Genomic DNA, 16,410 nt, shown 5'->3' on the forward strand with positions numbered 1-16,410 from the left:
CAAGAAACGGACGCGTACACCCCGGCAAGACCCGACCAGCGGCCCCCGCCGAAGAGGCGTTCATTTCGTCTTTGTGTTACCAATCTTCGCAGCCCTCCAAGTTCGTGTCAAATTGACGCGAACCCCATCGAGCTTCAAAAGTCGGCAACCACCCCGTTTCCGAGGCAACCCCTCTACCCTACCGGCCGATCCGGACAGATGCGAACCATCCGGACGATCAGTGTGGAGTGGGACTCGCCGGGCTTCTCCGGGACTCTGGTGAGTCCCTGGCCGCCCGTGCCTGAGCAACTGTAGCAGCCTCCAAGACCATCTCGGGCCCACAGAGGTAATCCTCAGGTCCTTCCCTTCCCAGGGGACACCCAAACCTCACTGGTCCGGGAGGGCCCAGGGCAAGCGAACAGCAAGTGGTCCGCAATGCCCCGGCGGTACGAATTGCCACGAGCAGTCCCGCGCTCTCGGAGGTGTCCGGCATGACCCGCTCGGAATACGACGACATCCGTGCTTTCCTCGCCGACCCGGCGACCCAGGCGGGTGACCTGCTGGACGTGGCGAGGACCCTGGTGGAGGACCTGGAGCAGGCCCGCATGCGCGAGGCGATGCTGCGGACGCACTACCTGCGGCTGCTGACCGCCGCTCGCGCGACCGTGGCCGCCGAGCACGCCGGCGCGCCGGACCCGATGACGTTCGTCAGGCACGAGCTCGACGAGCGGGGGCAGCTTCCGCAGCCCGGAGAGGCCGTGCAGCGCATCCTGTCGGACGCCCAGGCGGCGGCCGCCCTGCTCGCCTGCCTGGCGGAGCAGCAGACCAAGCCGCGCCCCCGTGACAGCATGCGGCTGCGCCGCTGCGTCGGCCCGGTCCGCAGCCTGCGTCGCTGACTTCCGCCGTGATCCGCGCGGCTCGCTCTCAACAGACGAGCTGCTTCCGCCCGTGCCCCCGCGCGGCCCGCACTCGACAGGCGGGCTGGAACGGCAAACAACGCGGCGGTGACCCAACGCATACCCGGGCTTGGGGTGGTGACTGTAAGACTGCGCATATGTGGCAGAGAGGGATGAATTGGGCGGCCATCGCGCTGGTAGCCATATTCAACCTGATGTGGCTGGGCGTGGTCGTCTACGCGGACGTGACCTCCACTTTCTGGTCGCGCGCCACCCAGGTGGTGGTCGCCCTGTCCCTGCTCGGCTGGGCCGCCAGGAAGACGGTCGAGATGATCGGCAAGGCGTGAGTTCGATGAGTGAGCAACCGTACGAGATCGGCAAGGATCTGGGGGACGACCCGCAGCAGTCGTGGGCCGCGATGTACGAGGACGTGTTCCCCCAGCAGCACCAGATCGTGGAGATCGACGACGAGATCCCGCGTGGCATCTCCAGATGGGTGGACGAGGAGGACCCCCGCGAGTCCGACACCTTCATCGACCCCATGGAGGTCGAGGACCCGCCGCAGCTGGAGTTCTAAGGCTGGTACGGAGGAGCGACGCCCCAGCCCCACCGCGGCACCGGCGCCTGTCGCGGCGGCGTGGCGCCGGGCTGCGAGTTGGTGCGGGCGATCCTGGTGCCCCATTCGATGTAGCCGGCGAACGCGGCCCTGAACTCGGGATCGTCCGGCAGCCCCACCTCGTCGGCGGCATCCATGAGCAGGCTCACCCATCGGCGCCGCTGGTCCTCGGTGATGCCCCGGTTGAGGTGGTGGGCCAGCATGTGCGAGTATCCCCCGCGTTCGCCGGTGTAGCGGGCGGGCCCGCCGAACACCTCGCCCAGCCACATGGCCACGTACCGGGGATGGCCGGGATCCATGTGCGCGAACAGCGGCCCTATCAGGTCGTCCTTCACGACCTGGCGGTAGAAGACCTCGGTCAGCCGCTCCAGCGCATCCGTGCCGCCGACCCATTCGTAAAGCGTCGGTATGCCGTCTTCGGTCATGTAATCATGTAATCATCATGATGTCGGCCCGGCAACACCCTCAATACTCGGATCCATGACCTTCGATCACAACGACCACTACCACCCTTTGCTGCTCCGCCATCTCCCGGCGGGCGCGGCCACCGCGCTCGACGTGGGCTGCGGAACCGCGCTGTTCGCGCGCCGGCTGGCCGCCCGTGGTGTGGTCGTGGACGCGATCGATCCGTCGCCGGAGGTCATCGAGGCAGCGCCGCGCGCGGCGGGTGTCCGATACGCGCGCGCCGACGTCACCGCCATGGACCTGCCCGAGGCCCACTACGACTTCATCTCGTGCCTGGCCAGCCTGCACCACGTGCCGTTCGAGACGGTGGTCAGGTTGCGTGCGGCGCTCGTGCCCGGTGGGGTGCTCGCGGTGCTCGGCTGCTACCGGGAGAGCACCGCGGCCGACTACCTGACCAGCCTGGCGGCCGTCCCGGTGAACGCCGCCGCGCGGCTGGCGCTGAGCCGCCGGAGCTCCGCACCGGTGAAGGCGCCGGTCACGCCGCCGGTGATGACCCTCGGCGAGGTCAGGGAGCACACCGCCCGCCTCCTGCCCGGCGCCCGGGTCAGGCGCCTCCTCTTCTGGCGCTATCTGCTGGTCAGCCGCAGGCCCTAGAAGTCCTCGCACGTCGCGTACCAGCTGTCGGAGAGCCGGTCGACGGACGAGAACCGGTAGGTTCTCAGCCGCTCCCCGTGCACGTACGTGAGACCGCAGAACTCCAGCCAGCCTCCCGACCCGATGACGCCCAGGTCGGCCCGGTCGACGTGGCGCACGGCCCGCCCGACCGGGAAGAGCCCGACCCATTCGACGCCGAGCCCGCTCTCGGCGTCGCCCACCGTGACGCTGTCGGGATGCAGCGGCAGCGACCGTACGTAGGCGGTCAGCGCGGGCTCCGACACCGCGAACGCCGCGCGCATCGGCAGGTCGGCCGCGACGGTCGCGCAGGTGAGCGCGGCGACGAGCGGCGCGACCGCGATGCCGGGGCTGCGGCGGTAGCGGGGGACGCAGAGCAGGACGATCCACAGGGCCGTCGTCAGGATCCAGAACAGGACCGCGTAAGACAGGACATAAAGGCTGCCGCCGGGAAAGACCATCGCGATGAGGGTGAGAAGGGCCGCGAGTGTGGCCGGCGCCACGAGCCAGAGCCACCGCACCCTCCCGGTGGAACCCGTCACGGGGACACGCACACACGGGACCCTAGCAAGAGCAGGCCGGTTGACCGGCGCGATCGCCGTCAGTCGTAATCCCGCTTGAAAGTTTCAGCCGCTCATCGGCCTCCCGCCTGTGCCTTTGCCTTCCGGCGGCCGATCGCGCTTCTGGCGGGAGGCGGGGGCTCCCTACCATGCGTGGGAGCGCTCCCATATCAGGACGGAGTTTCCATGTCTCGTAGAAGGCCCGTGCTGGCCGCCCTCCTCACCGCGGTCGCGACCGCCGTGGCGGGGGCGGCCGTCTTCACCTCTTCCGCCGTCCAGGCCGCCGACTCGGCGTTCTACGTGGACCCGGAGACGAACGCCGCCAAGTGGGTGGCCGCCAACCCCGGGGACAGCCGCGCCCCGGTGATCAGGGACCGGATCGCCGCGGTCCCGCAGGGCCGCTGGTTCGCCACGTACAACCCGTCCACCGTCCGGGCGCAGGTCGACGCGTACGTGGGCGCGGCGTCGAGGGCGGGCAAGATCCCGATCATGTCCGTGTACGCGATGCCGAACCGCGACTGCGGCGGCCCGAGCGCGGGCGGGGCGCCGGACCACACGGCGTACCGGGCCTGGATCGACCAGATCGCGGCCGGTCTCGGCGGCCGCCCGGCCACGATCGTGCTGGAGCCTGACGCCCTGGCCATCATGTCGAACTGCATGAACTCCACCGAGCAGGCCCAGGTGCAGGCGTCGATGTCGTACGCGGGCCAGCGGTTCAAGGCGACGTCGTCGCAGGTGAAGGTGTACTACGACATCGGGCACGACGCCTGGCTGTCGGCCGGGGAGGCGGCGAACCGGCTGCGCGGCGCCAACGTGTCCAGCAGCGCCGACGGCATCGCGGTCAACACCTCCAACTACCGCTCGTCGCCCGGTCTGGTGTCGTACGCGAAGAGCGTCATAGCGGCGACCGGCGACTCCAGACTGCGCGCCGTGATCGACACCAGCCGCAACGGCAACGGCCCGGCCGGGAGCGAGTGGTGCGACCCCGCGGGCCGCGCCACGGGCACGTGGAGCACCACGGCGACGGGCGACTCGATGATCGACGCGTTCCTGTGGGTGAAGCCGCCGGGTGAGGCCGACGGCTGCATCGCCGCGGCGGGCCAGTTCGTGCCGCAGCGCGCCTACGACCTGGCCATCGCGGCGGGCGAGCCGACCCAGACGCCCACCGTCACCCCGACGGTCACCCCGACCGTGACGCCGACCGGCCAGGGCTGCGCCGCGGCGTTCACGATCGTCAACAGCTGGCAGGGCGGCTTCCAGGCCGAGGTCACCGTGCGCAACACCGGCGCGTCGGCCATCTCCGGCTGGCAGGTCGGCTGGTCCTTCGCCGGCGGCCAGTCGATCTCCCAGCTCTGGAACGGCGACCTGAGCTCCTCCGGTTCGTCCGTGACGGTCGGCAACCTCGGCTGGAACGGCGCGGTCGCCGCGGGCGGCACCACCACGTTCGGCTTCCTGGCCAACGGCTCGGCCGCCACCCCGGCGCCGATCGCCTGCACAGCCCGCTAGCGGACCTCCATGGCATGGGTGACGAGCATGGTCAGGACCTCTTTGACCGAGGACCGGTTACGCGCGTCGCACATGATGACCGGAGTCGTCTCGTCCAGTCCGACGGCCCGCCGCACCTTCCCAGGATCGTGCCGGCGGGCCCCGTCGAAGCAGTTCACCGCGACCACGAAGGGGAGCTTGAGCTGTTCGAAGTAGTCGACGGCCGGGAAGCAGTCGGCCAGCCTGCGGGTGTCGGCGAGCACGACGGCGCCCAGCGCGCCGAGCGCGAGTTCGTCCCACATGAACCAGAAACGGTCCTGCCCGGGGGTGCCGAACAGGTACAGCCACAGATCCTGGCGGATGGTGATGCGGCCGAAGTCGAGCGCCACCGTGGTGGCGACCTTCCGCTCGACGCCGGACACGTCGTCCACGCCCACGCCGCGGTCGCTGAGGAGTTCCTCGGTGTGCAGAGGGCGGATCTCACTGATCGTGCCGACCATGGTGGTCTTGCCCACGCCGAAGCCGCCGGCCACCAGGATCTTCAGGGCGGTCGCGGTGAGCGTCCCTCCGGAGGGCCGGGGGCGATCAAAGCCTGCGAATTCCATGCAGTACATCCCTGTAGGTACGTTCATCGATCGACTGGTTGGCGGGCTTCGGCGGGGTGATGCTCACGAGCCCCTCGCGCCGCAGGTCACCGAGCAGCACGCGGGTGACGTTGAGCGGCAGGCCGAGCCCGGCCGCGACATCGGCCACGGGGGTCGGCCTGCGGCAGATGCGCAGGATGGTGTGATGCTCCGGGTTCAGCACGGACGGCTCCTGCGGCAGGTGGACCGTGGCGACGATGGCCACCAGGTCGAACGCCTCGCCCTGGGGCCGCGCCCGGCCGCCCGTGAGACCGTACAACCGGATCAGAGGCCCCGGATCGTCGTCTGTCACGGTGTCATCCCGTTCCACACCGGCGCGGGCGCCGCGCCTCTCGGCAGCGCGGTCAGGTGCTCGCCCACCCGACGGACGAGCAGGGCCATCTCGTACGTGATCAGGCCCAGCTCGGAGTCACCCGCGGCCAGGACCGCCAGCCGGGCGCCCTGACCTGCCGCGGTGACGAACAGGAAGCCGCCTTCCAGCTCGATGATCGTCTGGCGGACGCCGCCCATGCCGAAGTGCCGGCCCGCGCCCATCGCGAGGCTGTGGCTGCCTGCCGCGATCGCCGCGAGGTGTTCGGTGTCCTCCCTGGTCAGCCCCTGGGACCCGCCCATGGTGAGGCCGTCGGCGGACAGCAGGATCGCGTGCCGCACTCCCGCGACCCGGTTGGCCAGGTCGTCGAGCAGCCAGCTCAGCTCAGATCTCGCGTCAGCCATGGGAGTCCCTTTCGTCGCGCACGTCGCGGTCGCCGTTCGTCTCCCTGCGCGCCTGCCGCCAGCCCTCCTGCATGGAGGTCATGAGGCTGAACAGTTCCTCGGGGGCGCGGGCGGAGACCTCGGGCTCCTGCTCCGGACGTGTTTTCCTTAGTTGTGGTGCCAAATGTGCCTGGCGTACCCGGACCGGCAGGCCGTCCAGGTCGTCGTCCGGGTCCGTCTGCCGCGGGATCGGCCCGGTGGGCGGGTCGAGCGTCCGCACGGGGCCGGACGCGCGCACCTCCCTGGGCGGCGGGGGCGGGACCTGCCGGACGGGTTCGAACAGCGACTGGCTGAGCTGCGACGAGACCGGCGCGCGCTCCGCGAGCATGCACGTCGGCAGCATCACGATCGCGGTCGTGCCGTCGTACGGGGACGGGCGGAGCGTGACCTTGATGCCGTGCCGCGCGGCCAGCCGGGAGACCACGAAGACGCCCATCCGGTCGCTGCGCGCCAGGTCGAACTCCGGCGGGGTGACGAGCTGGGCGTTCAGCTCCTCCAGGGTGCCGGGGTTCACGCCCAGGCCGCGGTCCTCGATCTCCAGGGCGAACCCGTTGGCCGCCGTGAGACCGCGTACCTGCACGCTGGTGTTGGGCGGCGAGAAGGCGGTGGCGTTCTCCAGCAGCTCGGCGACCAGGTGGATGACGTCGGTCACCGCGCCGCCGGTGAGCAGCGGGCTGTCCGGCATCGGCTGGATGGTGACGCGCGTGTAGTCCTCCACCTCCAGCGCGGCGCTGCGTACCACGTCGAAGATCGGCACCGGGTCCCGCCAGCGCCGGCCGGGGGCGGCGTCGGACAGGATGATGAGGTTCTCCGCGTGGCGGCGCATGCGGGTGGTGAAGTGGTCGAGCTTGAACAGGCCCTCAAGGGTGTCCGGGTCCTCGGCCTTGCGCTCCATCGCGTCCAGCAGCGAGAGCTGGCGGTGCAGCAACGCCTGGTTGCGGCGGGCCAGGTTCAGGAAGACCTGGCCGACGCCCTTGCGCAGGGTGGCCTGGCCGACGGCGGCCTCGACGGCGGTGCGCTGCACGGCCGAGAACGCCTGCACCACCCGCTCCACCTCGGCGGTGCGGGCGCTCTCCAGCTCCGGTGTCTCGGCCGGGTCCACGTCCTCGCCCTTGCGCAGCCGCTCCACCAGCCGGGGCAGCCGCACCTCGGCCAGTTCGACGGCCGAGCCCTGCAGCTTCTTCAGCTCGTTGACCAGCGACCGGCCGAACCGGTACGAGAGCGCGATCGACAGCACCACGGCCAGCAGGCCCAGGCCGACGACCAGGACGATGCGCATCAAGCCGGCGAAGACCAGGTCCTCGCCCTTGGCGGAGGCGCGGGCCAGCTCCTTGGCGTAGTTGTCGCTCAGGATGGTGTGGACGGCGCCGGCGTCCCGCCGCCAGGATTCGGCCAGGATCGGCGGCTTGCCGCTCTTGTTCCAGTGGAAGACGGCGTCCTCGGCGGTGGTGAACCGCTGGTAGGCGGGCTCGGCCAGCAGTTGCTCGTGCCAGACCCGCAGCTCGGGGCCCATGTCCCGCTCGGCGTTCACGAGCTGGACGCGGCGGCCGGCCATCGCCGCGACGAACGCCCCGTGCTCGGCCCTGGTCATCTCGCCGCGCTGCAGCGCCGGCGTGAGGATGGCGTTCTCCCTGGCCACGTACTCGTCGACGGCGCCGTAGTAGCCGAGGCCGCGCAGCACCCGGTACGAGGAGACCGCGGTGATCATCTCGGTGCCGGCGAACTGGCGGTTGGCGACGCTGATGACGTTGTTGAACTTCTCGGTGGTGGCGAGCACCGGCACCTGGTCCAGGTCGGCGCCGGCCCGGATGCTGGGCAGCCCGTCGAGCTCGCCGAGCAGGTCGCGCACCGCGTCGGGCGGGGTGCTGACGTCGCCCATCAACGTGGCGGCCACGTCCCTGATGCGGGCCACGGCCTGGTCGGTGTGCTGGCGCTGGGTGCCGAGCTGGGCGTTGCCCGAGGTGTTCCCGGCGGCCTCGGCGGTCAGCTGCCGTTCACGTTGCAGCTGGGTGATCAGGTCGCGGGAGGGGACGCCGACGGCGTCCCACTCGCTGCGGCTGCCCGCGAATCCGGAGGTCTCGCCCACCATGGTGTACGCGATGTAGATCCATAAGCCGATCAGCGAGACCAGCGGGACGATGAGGATGCGGACCAGCTTGGAGCGGATCGGTGGGGCGGCTCTCATACGCTTCATCCAATCCGCGCGTGCCTGCGCATAGTCGATGCCGTGGAGGCGGCGAGTGCCTGCAGAGCACTCCCGCGACGGATGCGCGCTGTGATTTGCCCCACTATGCCGCTGAGGGTCACGGGCTACAACCCGGCGTCACAAAAGTTGAGAGTTTGATATCCAACTCGCCACATACTCGCGTTTACAACCGTTTGTCATGATGTATCGCGTCGTGGTCCGCGCTCCTGGCCGGGGCTACCGCTCGCGGCTCCGCCGATGTTTGATCGAGGCAACCGACATCTGGAGGCGTCATGGCGTACCAGCTCCTCGCGCTCTACCACCACCCGGAGAGCACGGCCGCGTTCGACAAGCACTATGACGAGGTGCACGCGCCCCTCGCCGCCCGGCTGCCCGGCCTGCGCTCCTACACGGCCACCCGGCCCGGGGGCGCGGAGCCGGCCTACTACCTGGTGGCGGTGCTGACGTTCGACGACGAGGCCGCGTTCAACACCGCCATGGGCAGCGACGTCGGCCAGCAGGCGGTGACGGACCTGGCGAACTTCGCGGGCGCCGGCGTCACGATGCTCACGGGCCCGGCGGAGACTGTGGTCTGACGGCGCGCACAGCAAGGATCAACGGCACGGGATGATGGTCACGGCGCCGTCCTCGCGCTTCTCGATGTGCGGGCCGTTGAAGCAGGGATGCACCCCGTAGAACAGCAGGAGGCCGCCCGGGCGCAGCACCCGGGCGGCCTCCTTCGTCAGCGCGGCGAAGTCGGGGATGTCGGTGGACACCCAGAGGGCGGCGACGGTCCCGAACGCGCCGTCGCGGAACGGCAGCGCGTGGCCGTCACCCTGGAACAGCGGCGCCGGATCCCTGCGGCGCGCGAGCCGCAACTGGTCGGCTGACCGATCGAGCCCGACGACGATCCTGCCGGTGGCGCGGATCGCGTCGAGATACTGGCCGGTGCCGCAGCCCAGGTCCAGGCATAGGCCGTCGCCCGGGCCGAGCAGCTCGGCCAGCTCGGGCGCGTTCCCTGCGGCGCCTTCGGCGTTGAACTCGTCGTACCACTCGGCCAGGCCGTCGTAGCGAGCGCTCATGATCCAGTCATACGCCGACGCGCTCGTGGCCGCGCGGGGCGACATCGCTTCCGGCACCTCCACCTCCGTCAACCGTAGTTGACCGCCTTCCAAGGGGTCAACTACGGTTGACGCGACACCTTGGAGGATTCCCATGACGAAGAACGACAGCGTGCGCACGGCCCTCGCCCTGGCGGTGCGGGCGGATCTGCCCGTCCTGCTGTGGGGAGCGCCGGGCACCGGCAAGACGTCCGCCGTCGTCGCGCTCGGGCGGCAGCTGGACCTGCCGGTGGAGGTGGTCGTCGGATCGGTCCGCGAGCCCGGCGACTTCGCCGGTCTCCCGGTCGTCCGCCAGGAGGGGACCTGGTTCGCGCCGCCGCGCTGGGCGGAACGGCTGGCGTCCGCCGGGTCGGGGCTGCTCTTCCTGGACGAGCTGACCACGGCGCCGCCGGCGGTGCAGGCCGCGATGCTGCGGGTGGTGCTGGAACGTGCCGTGGGCGACCTCGTACTCCCCGAAGGGGTGCGGATCGTGGCCGCCGCGAACCCGCCGGACCTGGCCGCGGACGGCTGGGAGCTGTCGGCGCCGCTCGCGAACCGGCTCGTCCACCTGGACTGGGAGGTCTCGCCCGTGGAGGTGGCCGACGGCCTGGCCCACGGGTTCCCCGCGCCGGACGCCGTCCGGGTCGTCCCTCCGTCGCGGGCGGGGATGGCCGCCGCGAAGGCGCGGGTCGGCGCCTTCCTGCGGGTCAGGCCCGAGCTGGTGCTCGCCGTGCCCGGTACGCCGGAGCGCGCGGGCAGGAGCTGGCCGAGCCCGCGCAGCTGGGAGATGGCCGCGATCGCGCTGGCCGCCGGAGAGGCCGACGCGGCGGGGACCGGTGTGGACGCGGCGGTGGCGGCGCTGGTGATCGGGGCGGTGGGCGAGGCGGCCGGGTTCGAGCTGCTGTCCTGGCTGCGCACGCTGGACCTGCCCGACCCGGAGACCCTGCTGGACGACCCCGATGCGCCGCTGCCGGACCGGGCGGACCGGTTGCACGCGCTGCTGGGCGGGCTGGTCGCGCACGTGGTGGCCGACGGCGGCGCAGTAACCTGGGAACGCGCCTGGACGGTGATCGGCCGGGTCTCCAAGACGACGCCCGACGTGGCCGCGGCCTCGGCTCGGACGCTGGCCGCGAACCGGCCGGCCGGGGCGGGCCTGCCCTCCGCGCTCCTCGACCTCGCGCCGATCCTGCGATCCGCGGGCCTCATGCCATGAACCCCGTGGACCGTACCCCCGACGTGCTGCGGCGTTTCGCCGAGGCGCGGGTGTGGGCCGCCGCCCGCGCGCCCTACCTGGCGAGCGCGCTGTTCGCGCTGAGGCCGGTCGTCCTCGAACCGTATCTGGACGACGTGACCGGGGAGCCCGTCGCCGACGCCGAGTTCCGCGCCTTCCCCACCGACACCCGGTGGCACGTCCACCTCGACCCCGGCACGACCCTGGCCACGCCCGCCGGAGAGATCGGATGGTGGCTGCTGCACCACATCGGCCACCTCGTCCGCCACCACGCCGCCCGCTCCCCCGGGCCGTCACCGCACTGGATCCAGGCCGCCGACGCCGAGGTCAACGACGACCTCGAAGCCGGCGCACCCGCGGGGGTGATCTCCCCGCGCGCCCTCGGCCTGCCGGAAGGGCGGATGGCGGAGGAGTACCTGTCGCTGATCGAGGTTCTCGACGCCGCGCACCGCCGGGGCGGCCGCCCGCTCGCCGAGCTGATCGACTGCGGCAGCGCGGCGGACGGGGTGGAGCGCCCGTACGAGATCTCCGGCGGAGGGCTGGACGGCGTCGAGCGCGACATCCTCGAACTCGCGATCGCCCGCGAGATCGAGACCAGGGCCGCCGCCCGGTCTCCGATGGCCGGCGGGTGGCGGCGCTGGGCCGGGGAACGCCTGCGTCCCGCCGTCGACTGGCGGGCCGAGCTCGGCGCGCGCGTCCGGCGCGGCGTAAGGCAGGCCTCGGGACGGGTGGACTTCTCCTACCGCCGGCCCGCGCGGCGCCCGCCCGTGAACGGCGTGGTGCTGCCCGCGATGGTCGCCCCGGCGCCCGAGATCGTGCTGGTCGCGGACACCTCAGGCAGCATCCCGCAGCCCATGCTGACCCGGTTCCTCGCCGAGATCACCGCTCTCGCCCGGGGTCCAGGGCGGCGGCTGCGGGTGATCTGCTGCGACCTGCACGCGCACCCCGTCCAGACCGTACGCAGGACGGAGGACATCGAGCTGACCGGCGGAGGCGGAACGGACCTGCGCGAGGGCATCACCGCCGCCCTGGCCCTGCGCCCGCGCCCCGACCTGGTCGTCGTCCTCACCGACGGGCAGACCCCGTGGCCGGAGCACCGGCCGCCCGTCCCCGTATTGGTCGGCCTCGTCGGCACCGGACGACCGCCCGCCTGGGCCCACACCGTCACGATCCGAGACGAAGACCTCGACCGGGAGAGATCATGAGCATCGCCTACGCCGACCGCCCCGAGCCCGAGGATCTGCACGAGTGGACCGCCCGCGGGTTCACCGTCGCCGAGGCCCGGCGCTGGATCGGCGGCGGGTTCCCGCTGGACACCGCCGAACGATGGCGGGCCGCCGGTGTCCACACCCCCGATCAGGCCCTCGCCTGGCGCACCGCGGGCCTCTCCCCGTACACGGTGCAGCCTCTCCTGCGGGCGGGCATGACGCCCCGCGACGCCGTGCGCTGGCACGAACTCGGCTACCCGCACGCGGAAGCGGCCGAGCGGCACCTCGCCGGGGAGCGTCCCGGCCCGCGCGGGTGGCTGCGCACCCTGCTCCGTTCCCGCTCGCCCCGGCCCAGCGCGCTCGACGGCGAGCAGCGCGAGACCATGCGGGCGCTCCTGGGAGGCGGTGTGCCCGCCGCGACGGCGCGTGCCTATCTCGACGCGGGATGGACCGGCGCCGCGGCCGTGTCCTGGGCGGAAACCGGCATCGACCCGGCCGGCGCGGCCGTCTACCGCGCCATCGGCTTCACTCCTGCCGAGGCCGCCGGCCTGGCCGGACGCGGCGTCGACGCGCTCGGCCTGATGCGGGACTGGTGGGACGCGGCGATACCGCGTACCGAGGTCGCCGCCTGGGTGGTCGCGGGGTTCTCGGCCGCGGACGCCGCCCGCGCCCGCGAGGCGGGCACGACAGCCGAGCAGGCGGCCGTGCTCCGCGCCCTCCGAGGCGATTGAGCGATGCCAGGGGTGAACTCGACCGCCCGCTCCTCCGTACCTCTCCATGACCGTGGCTTCCCGAGAGACAGAGCCCTGGACAGCCGCAGGAGGTGCTGATGGCGTAAGGACCCCCATGCCCCGACCGGCGCCCTCCGAGGGAGACCCCGGAGGGCGCCGGCTTGTGGACACGGGTCCGGTCTCGCCGCGACCATGCTGCGTATGGCCCGTTTACAGGCAGCAGCCGTCGTCGAGGCGATCCCCCGCGACTGGTTCGAGGAGTACGTACGCGCCCTGCTCGACCGCGCGGAGGACCTGCGCACGGACGAGGAAGGCCGGATCCAGGGCGACGAGGAGCTCGCCGACGTCGCGCTCGTCGAGGGCGACCACCTGACCGCCGGCGCGCGCTACCAGCGCCACACCGACCCGCCGGAGGGCGAGGACGGGAACGGCACCACCAGCGAGCTGCTGATCACCTCGTGGGAGCGTACGAGAGAGGTGAGCGCGGCCGTCACCACCTGGCACCCCGACGACCAGAAGACCACGTGGACGGTGAAGCTGTCCGATCCCGGCGCGCCGGGGTCGCTCGTGGCCGGGGGCGAGCACCACGCCGCCAAGCGCCTCCACCGGCTGTCGTGGGCCGCTCGGCTCGACATCCGGCAGTGGTGGCGCCAGGTGGAGGGCGGAGGCGGGCAGGCGCCGGTGACCGTGCTGCTCCGTCATCACTACGGGCAGGCGCGCCTGCTGGTCAGGGCGGCTGCCGAGGGCGGCGGGAAGTGGCGGCTCGGCCTCACGCTGGTCGTGCGGGGACGCGGCTGGGTCCGGCCGCTCGCGGCGGTCGGCCTGCTGTTCGTGCGGAGCAAGCTGGAGGCCGAACTCCGTGAGGCGGTCGCCGAGATCGCCGAAAACTGGAACGCGGACATCCCCGAGCTGCTCAAGCACGACCCTCGCGACGCCGGGATCTGGGTTTCGGACCTGCGGCGGGACCGGGAGGAGCTGGACCGCTGGCTGGCGGAGAACGGCTAGCGGCGCGGGCCAGTCAGCGCTGCTCCCGGCTGGTGTCGGCGATCAGCGGCTCCAGGGTCAGGCCGGGCTGGTCGCGGGCGATCGTGCGCATCCGCCACTGGTCGGTGAACACCGCCAGCATCGCCTGGTCTCCGGAGCGGGTCAGCACCTCACAGCCGCGCTCGCGGTCGAGGGCCGGCGCGGAGGCGGCGTCGGTGCGGCGGGCCAGCGTGTAGTCGAGCCGGTCGAGGCTGATCTCGGCGCCGAACTCGGCGGCCATGCGGTGCTGCACCACCTCGAACTGCATCGGCCCGACCGCCGCCAGCACCGGCGCCTGGTCGCCGCGCAGGTCGGAGCGGAGCACCTGGATGACGCCCTCGGCATCGAGCTGATCGATGCCGCGCCTGAACTGCTTGGACTTGCCGGAGTCGCGTCCCCGGGCGACCGCGAAGTGTTCGGGGGCGAAGCTGGGGATCGGCGGGTAGGTTACCGGCGGCCCGTCGAACAGGGTGTCGCCGGGCCGCAACGCACCGGCGTTGACCAGGCCGACCACGTCACCCGGGTAGGCCTCGTCGAGCGTGGTGCGATCCTGGCCGAACACGCTCTGGGCGTACTTGGTGGCGAACGGCCGCCCGGTGGCGGCGTGGGTGAGCACCATCCCGCGCTCGAACCGCCCGGAGCACACGCGGACGAACGCGATCCGGTCGCGGTGCGCGCGGTCCATGTTGGCCTGCACCTTGAACACCAGCCCGGAGAACGGCGCGTCCAGCGCCCTGGGCGTGTCGTGCACGTCCGGACGCGGCGCCGGCGGCGGGGCCAGCTCGACCATCGTGTCCAGCAGCCGCGCCACCCCGAAGTTGGGCAGCGCCGCGCCGAACAGCACCGGGGTGGACTCGTGGGCCTCGAAGGCCTTCTGGTCGTGGTCGGCGCCGATGGCCGACAGCAGCGCGGTCTCCTCACCGGCGCGCCGCCAGTCTTCGCCCAGCTCGGCCAGGGCCTGCTCGTCGGTCAGCTCGCGGGTCAGCGCCTTGGTGGCGCCGCCGGGAGTCCGCTCGTAGCGGACCGCGCGCCCGGCCGGCCGGTCGATCACGCCGTGGAAGTGGCCGGCGGCGCCGATCGGCCAGGTGACCGGCGTGGGGCGCAGGCGCGTGCGGTCCTCGATCTCGTCGAGCAGTTCGAGGGCGTCGCGGCCGGGACGGTCCCACTTGTTGACGAACGTGATGACCGGGATGCGGCGGTGGCGGCACACCTCGAACAGCTTCATGGTCTGCGGCTCCATGCCCTTGGCCGCGTCGATGAGCATGACCGCGCAGTCGACGGCGGCCAGCACCCGGTAGGTGTCTTCGGAGAAGTCGGCGTGGCCGGGGGTGTCGACGAGGTTGAACACGTGGCCCCGGTAGTCGAAGCGCAGCGCGGCGGAGGTGATCGAGATGCCGCGCGAGCGTTCGATCTCCATCCAGTCGGAGGTGACGCCGCGGCGCCCGGCCTTGCCGTGGACCGCCCCCGCCTGGGTGATCGCCGAGGCGTGCAGGGCGAGCGCCTCGGTCATGGTGGACTTGCCCGCGTCGGGGTGGCTGATGACGGCGAACGTCCGGCGCCGGCCGCCTTCGCCCATGATGTCGATCATCGTCCTACCCCTGCCGTGCTCACCCCGCGGACCGCATCACTCTACCCGCGTGACCGCCCGGCGACCGCCTGACACCTGCCGGGCCGACTCGGTACCCCTGGCTGTACCGCGGGTTGGGGCGTACGCGGGAGCGACCGGCGGGGCCGCGGCTGGTGTGCTGATCAGCGTCAGCCAAGCCACTCCCCCAAGGAGCGATGTCATGTCAGTCGACAGCCCGCCAGGTGTCGATCAGCGGCCGAGCCGGACCGGGATCCGGGGGTTCATCCGCCGCCGTCCGCTGATCAGCTTCTTCGTCCTGGCCAACCTGATGAGCTGGGCCGCCTGGACGCCCTACATCCTTTCGGCGACCGGTCTCGGGGTCCTGGACTTCACCTTCCCCTCGGCGCTCGGCGGCACCCAGATCCTGGGCGTCCTCCCCGGCGCGTATCTCGGCCCCATCCTCGCCGCGTTCATCGTCACGGCGGTCGCGGACGGCAGGGAAGGCGTCCGCCGGTGGATCGGCCGCATGACCAAGTGGCGGGTCAGCTGGGTCTGGTACGTCGCGACGGCCGTCGGCGTGCCCGCCGCCATCATCGTCAGCGGCCTCGCGTTGTCCGGCGGAGACATCCGCCTGCCGTCCGCCGTCATGCTGGTGGCCTACCTGCCGGGCCTGCTCATCCAGATGGTCACGACCGGCCTGGCGGAGGAGCCCGGCTGGCGTGACTTCGCCCTGCCCCGCATGCAGCGCAGGTTCGGCCCGCTGGGCGCGACCCTCGTCCTCGGGCCGCTCTGGGGCATCTGGCACCTGCCGCTGTTCCTGAGCGAGTGGGGCGGGTGGCCGGACGTCACCTGGATGAGGGTCGGCGAGTTCGTCGCCTTCGCCTGCGTCTTCAGCGTGGTCGTCACCTGGGTGTTCAACCGGACCGGTCAGAGCCTGCCGCTGGTCATGCTGCTGCACGTCAGCGTCAACAACTTCATGTCGATCATGTACGCGGACGTGTTCCCTTCGCTCGCCACCGCCGAGCAGGCGTCCCACGTCACTCTGCTCGCCGGCACCACGGCGGCGCTCGTGGTGCTCGTCGCGACGCGCGGCCGGCTCGGGTACCGGCCGGAGCCCGCGCCGGAGGCTGTCCATCGGAGCTGAACGCTCCAGCCGGGACTGGGCGTGCGCGGGCCCTGCGGGAACGGGCGGCTCCGCTGCCCGGACATGCGAAACGCCCTCCGGGATGATCCCGGAGGGCGTTTCTTCTCGTAGCGGGGGCAGGATTTGAACCCACGACCTCTGGGTTATGAGCCCAGCGAGCTACCGAACTGCTCCACCCCGCGTCGGTGTGTCTTGACACTATCCCTGAAAC

At 71.8% G+C, this 16,410-nt stretch carries 19 protein-coding genes and 1 tRNA gene; 11 read left to right on the forward strand and 9 right to left on the reverse strand.

Going from position 1 to position 16,410, the window contains the following annotated elements:
* The first annotated feature begins 470 nt into the window (after positions 1 to 470).
* The 3 genes from AB0K05_RS41890 (at position 471) to AB0K05_RS41900 (ending at position 1,452) form a co-directional block, all read left to right on the forward strand.
* Positions 471 to 875, forward strand: a complete 405-nt coding sequence (locus AB0K05_RS41890; RefSeq protein ID WP_271280197.1) for a hypothetical protein — start codon at positions 471 to 473, stop codon at positions 873 to 875.
* A 173-nt stretch (positions 876 to 1,048) separates the two neighbouring features.
* On the forward strand, positions 1,049 to 1,222 hold the full coding sequence (locus AB0K05_RS41895) for a hypothetical protein (protein ID WP_246639496.1): 174 nt from the start codon (positions 1,049 to 1,051) through the stop codon (positions 1,220 to 1,222).
* Positions 1,223 to 1,227: 5 nt separating this feature from the next.
* Positions 1,228 to 1,452 carry a hypothetical protein gene (locus tag AB0K05_RS41900; protein ID WP_148029319.1) on the forward strand — a complete coding sequence of 75 codons (225 nt, stop codon included), beginning with the start codon at positions 1,228 to 1,230 and terminating at the stop codon, positions 1,450 to 1,452.
* Here the strand turns inward: AB0K05_RS41900 and AB0K05_RS41905 are convergent.
* Entirely contained in the window at positions 1,449 to 1,916 is a 468-nt protein-coding gene (locus AB0K05_RS41905; RefSeq protein WP_364237067.1) for a group II truncated hemoglobin, read from the reverse strand. The genes AB0K05_RS41900 and AB0K05_RS41905 overlap by 4 nt on opposite strands.
* A 55-nt stretch (positions 1,917 to 1,971) precedes the next feature.
* Here AB0K05_RS41905 and AB0K05_RS41910 point away from each other — a divergent pair, with 55 nt between their 5' ends.
* On the forward strand, positions 1,972 to 2,550 hold the full coding sequence (locus AB0K05_RS41910) for a class I SAM-dependent methyltransferase (protein WP_364237069.1): 579 nt from the start codon (positions 1,972 to 1,974) through the stop codon (positions 2,548 to 2,550).
* Here the strand turns inward: AB0K05_RS41910 and AB0K05_RS41915 are convergent.
* Positions 2,547 to 3,122, reverse strand: coding sequence for a hypothetical protein (locus AB0K05_RS41915; RefSeq protein WP_148029316.1), 576 nt, complete (start codon positions 3,120 to 3,122; stop codon positions 2,547 to 2,549). The two genes, AB0K05_RS41910 and AB0K05_RS41915, sit on opposite strands and share 4 nt — an antisense overlap.
* Positions 3,123 to 3,314: 192 nt before the next feature.
* On the opposite strand from AB0K05_RS41915, the gene AB0K05_RS41920 reads away from it, so the two are divergent.
* A complete protein-coding gene (locus tag AB0K05_RS41920) occupies positions 3,315 to 4,634 on the forward strand; it encodes a glycoside hydrolase family 6 protein (protein ID WP_364237072.1) in 1,320 nt (439 codons plus the stop codon).
* Here the strand turns inward: AB0K05_RS41920 and AB0K05_RS41925 are convergent.
* Genes AB0K05_RS41925 through AB0K05_RS41940 form a run of 4 tightly spaced genes read right to left on the reverse strand, consistent with a single transcriptional unit; the run spans position 4,631 to position 8,195 of the window.
* A complete protein-coding gene (locus tag AB0K05_RS41925; RefSeq protein WP_148029314.1) occupies positions 4,631 to 5,218 on the reverse strand; it encodes an ATP/GTP-binding protein in 588 nt (195 codons plus the stop codon). The genes AB0K05_RS41920 and AB0K05_RS41925 overlap by 4 nt on opposite strands.
* On the reverse strand, positions 5,199 to 5,549 hold the full coding sequence (locus tag AB0K05_RS41930; protein WP_219543950.1) for a DUF742 domain-containing protein: 351 nt from the start codon (positions 5,547 to 5,549) through the stop codon (positions 5,199 to 5,201). The genes AB0K05_RS41925 and AB0K05_RS41930 overlap by 20 nt, the downstream gene beginning before the upstream one ends.
* The gene (locus AB0K05_RS41935; RefSeq protein ID WP_148029312.1) at positions 5,546 to 5,971 is read right to left on the reverse strand and encodes a roadblock/LC7 domain-containing protein; all 426 of its coding nucleotides are present in this window, start codon (positions 5,969 to 5,971) and stop codon (positions 5,546 to 5,548) included. Before AB0K05_RS41935 ends, AB0K05_RS41930 begins: the two co-directional genes overlap by 4 nt.
* Entirely contained in the window at positions 5,964 to 8,195 is a 2,232-nt protein-coding gene (locus tag AB0K05_RS41940; RefSeq protein WP_364237075.1) for a nitrate- and nitrite sensing domain-containing protein, read from the reverse strand. Before AB0K05_RS41940 ends, AB0K05_RS41935 begins: the two co-directional genes overlap by 8 nt.
* Positions 8,196 to 8,488: 293 nt before the next feature.
* On the opposite strand from AB0K05_RS41940, the gene AB0K05_RS41945 reads away from it, so the two are divergent.
* Entirely contained in the window at positions 8,489 to 8,791 is a 303-nt protein-coding gene (locus AB0K05_RS41945) for an EthD family reductase (protein WP_219543952.1), read from the forward strand.
* 18 nt (positions 8,792 to 8,809) lie between these two features.
* Here the strand turns inward: AB0K05_RS41945 and AB0K05_RS41950 are convergent, their stop codons facing one another.
* On the reverse strand, positions 8,810 to 9,277 hold the full coding sequence (locus AB0K05_RS41950; RefSeq protein ID WP_364237078.1) for a class I SAM-dependent methyltransferase: 468 nt from the start codon (positions 9,275 to 9,277) through the stop codon (positions 8,810 to 8,812).
* A gap of 133 nt (positions 9,278 to 9,410) precedes the next feature.
* Between AB0K05_RS41950 and AB0K05_RS41955 the strand changes: the two genes are divergently transcribed.
* The 4 genes from AB0K05_RS41955 (at position 9,411) to AB0K05_RS41970 (ending at position 13,470) form a co-directional block, all read left to right on the forward strand.
* On the forward strand, positions 9,411 to 10,508 hold the full coding sequence (locus AB0K05_RS41955) for an ATP-binding protein (protein ID WP_364237081.1): 1,098 nt from the start codon (positions 9,411 to 9,413) through the stop codon (positions 10,506 to 10,508).
* A gap of 5 nt (positions 10,509 to 10,513) precedes the next feature.
* Entirely contained in the window at positions 10,514 to 11,731 is a 1,218-nt protein-coding gene (locus tag AB0K05_RS41960) for a VWA-like domain-containing protein (RefSeq protein ID WP_364237083.1), read from the forward strand.
* Complete coding sequence (locus AB0K05_RS41965) at positions 11,728 to 12,465, forward strand: hypothetical protein (RefSeq protein ID WP_364237086.1); 738 nt, start codon at positions 11,728 to 11,730, stop codon at positions 12,463 to 12,465. Before AB0K05_RS41960 ends, AB0K05_RS41965 begins: the two co-directional genes overlap by 4 nt.
* Positions 12,466 to 12,666: 201 nt before the next feature.
* Positions 12,667 to 13,470, forward strand: coding sequence for a hypothetical protein (locus AB0K05_RS41970; RefSeq protein WP_364237088.1), 804 nt, complete (start codon positions 12,667 to 12,669; stop codon positions 13,468 to 13,470).
* Positions 13,471 to 13,483: 13 nt separating this feature from the next.
* Here the strand turns inward: AB0K05_RS41970 and AB0K05_RS41975 are convergent, their stop codons facing one another.
* Positions 13,484 to 15,076 carry a peptide chain release factor 3 gene (locus tag AB0K05_RS41975; protein ID WP_364237090.1) on the reverse strand — a complete coding sequence of 531 codons (1,593 nt, stop codon included), beginning with the start codon at positions 15,074 to 15,076 and terminating at the stop codon, positions 13,484 to 13,486.
* A 199-nt stretch (positions 15,077 to 15,275) separates the two neighbouring features.
* On the opposite strand from AB0K05_RS41975, the gene AB0K05_RS41980 reads away from it, so the two are divergent.
* Positions 15,276 to 16,199 carry a type II CAAX endopeptidase family protein gene (locus tag AB0K05_RS41980; RefSeq protein WP_364237092.1) on the forward strand — a complete coding sequence of 308 codons (924 nt, stop codon included), beginning with the start codon at positions 15,276 to 15,278 and terminating at the stop codon, positions 16,197 to 16,199.
* A 108-nt stretch (positions 16,200 to 16,307) separates the two neighbouring features.
* Here the strand turns inward: AB0K05_RS41980 and AB0K05_RS41985 are convergent.
* Positions 16,308 to 16,381, reverse strand: a tRNA-Met gene (locus AB0K05_RS41985).
* Between the last annotated feature and the right edge of the window lie 29 nt (positions 16,382 to 16,410).

The sequence above is a fragment of the Nonomuraea sp. NPDC049486 genome (genome assembly GCF_040676925.1).
Lineage (GTDB): Bacteria > Actinomycetota > Actinomycetes > Streptosporangiales > Streptosporangiaceae > Nonomuraea > Nonomuraea ferruginea.

Bases quoted from the DNA above. Each gene is read 5' to 3' on its own strand.
- AB0K05_RS41890 (WP_271280197.1), top strand. From the start codon at position 471: ATGACCCGCTCGGAATACGACGACATCCGTGCTTTCCTCGCCGACCCG.
- AB0K05_RS41895 (WP_246639496.1), top strand. From the start codon at position 1,049: ATGAATTGGGCGGCCATCGCGCTGGTAGCCATATTCAACCTGATGTGG.
- AB0K05_RS41900 (WP_148029319.1), top strand. From the start codon at position 1,228: ATGAGTGAGCAACCGTACGAGATCGGCAAGGATCTGGGGGACGACCCG.
- AB0K05_RS41905 (WP_364237067.1), bottom strand. From the start codon at position 1,916: ATGACCGAAGACGGCATACCGACGCTTTACGAATGGGTCGGCGGCACG.
- AB0K05_RS41910 (WP_364237069.1), top strand. From the start codon at position 1,972: ATGACCTTCGATCACAACGACCACTACCACCCTTTGCTGCTCCGCCAT.
- AB0K05_RS41920 (WP_364237072.1), top strand. From the start codon at position 3,315: ATGTCTCGTAGAAGGCCCGTGCTGGCCGCCCTCCTCACCGCGGTCGCG.
- AB0K05_RS41925 (WP_148029314.1), bottom strand. From the start codon at position 5,218: ATGGAATTCGCAGGCTTTGATCGCCCCCGGCCCTCCGGAGGGACGCTC.
- AB0K05_RS41935 (WP_148029312.1), bottom strand. From the start codon at position 5,971: ATGGCTGACGCGAGATCTGAGCTGAGCTGGCTGCTCGACGACCTGGCC.
- AB0K05_RS41940 (WP_364237075.1), bottom strand. From the start codon at position 8,195: ATGAGAGCCGCCCCACCGATCCGCTCCAAGCTGGTCCGCATCCTCATC.
- AB0K05_RS41945 (WP_219543952.1), top strand. From the start codon at position 8,489: ATGGCGTACCAGCTCCTCGCGCTCTACCACCACCCGGAGAGCACGGCC.
- AB0K05_RS41950 (WP_364237078.1), bottom strand. From the start codon at position 9,277: ATGAGCGCTCGCTACGACGGCCTGGCCGAGTGGTACGACGAGTTCAAC.
- AB0K05_RS41955 (WP_364237081.1), top strand. From the start codon at position 9,411: ATGACGAAGAACGACAGCGTGCGCACGGCCCTCGCCCTGGCGGTGCGG.
- AB0K05_RS41965 (WP_364237086.1), top strand. From the start codon at position 11,728: ATGAGCATCGCCTACGCCGACCGCCCCGAGCCCGAGGATCTGCACGAG.
- AB0K05_RS41970 (WP_364237088.1), top strand. From the start codon at position 12,667: ATGGCCCGTTTACAGGCAGCAGCCGTCGTCGAGGCGATCCCCCGCGAC.
- AB0K05_RS41975 (WP_364237090.1), bottom strand. From the start codon at position 15,076: ATGATCGACATCATGGGCGAAGGCGGCCGGCGCCGGACGTTCGCCGTC.
- AB0K05_RS41980 (WP_364237092.1), top strand. From the start codon at position 15,276: ATGTCAGTCGACAGCCCGCCAGGTGTCGATCAGCGGCCGAGCCGGACC.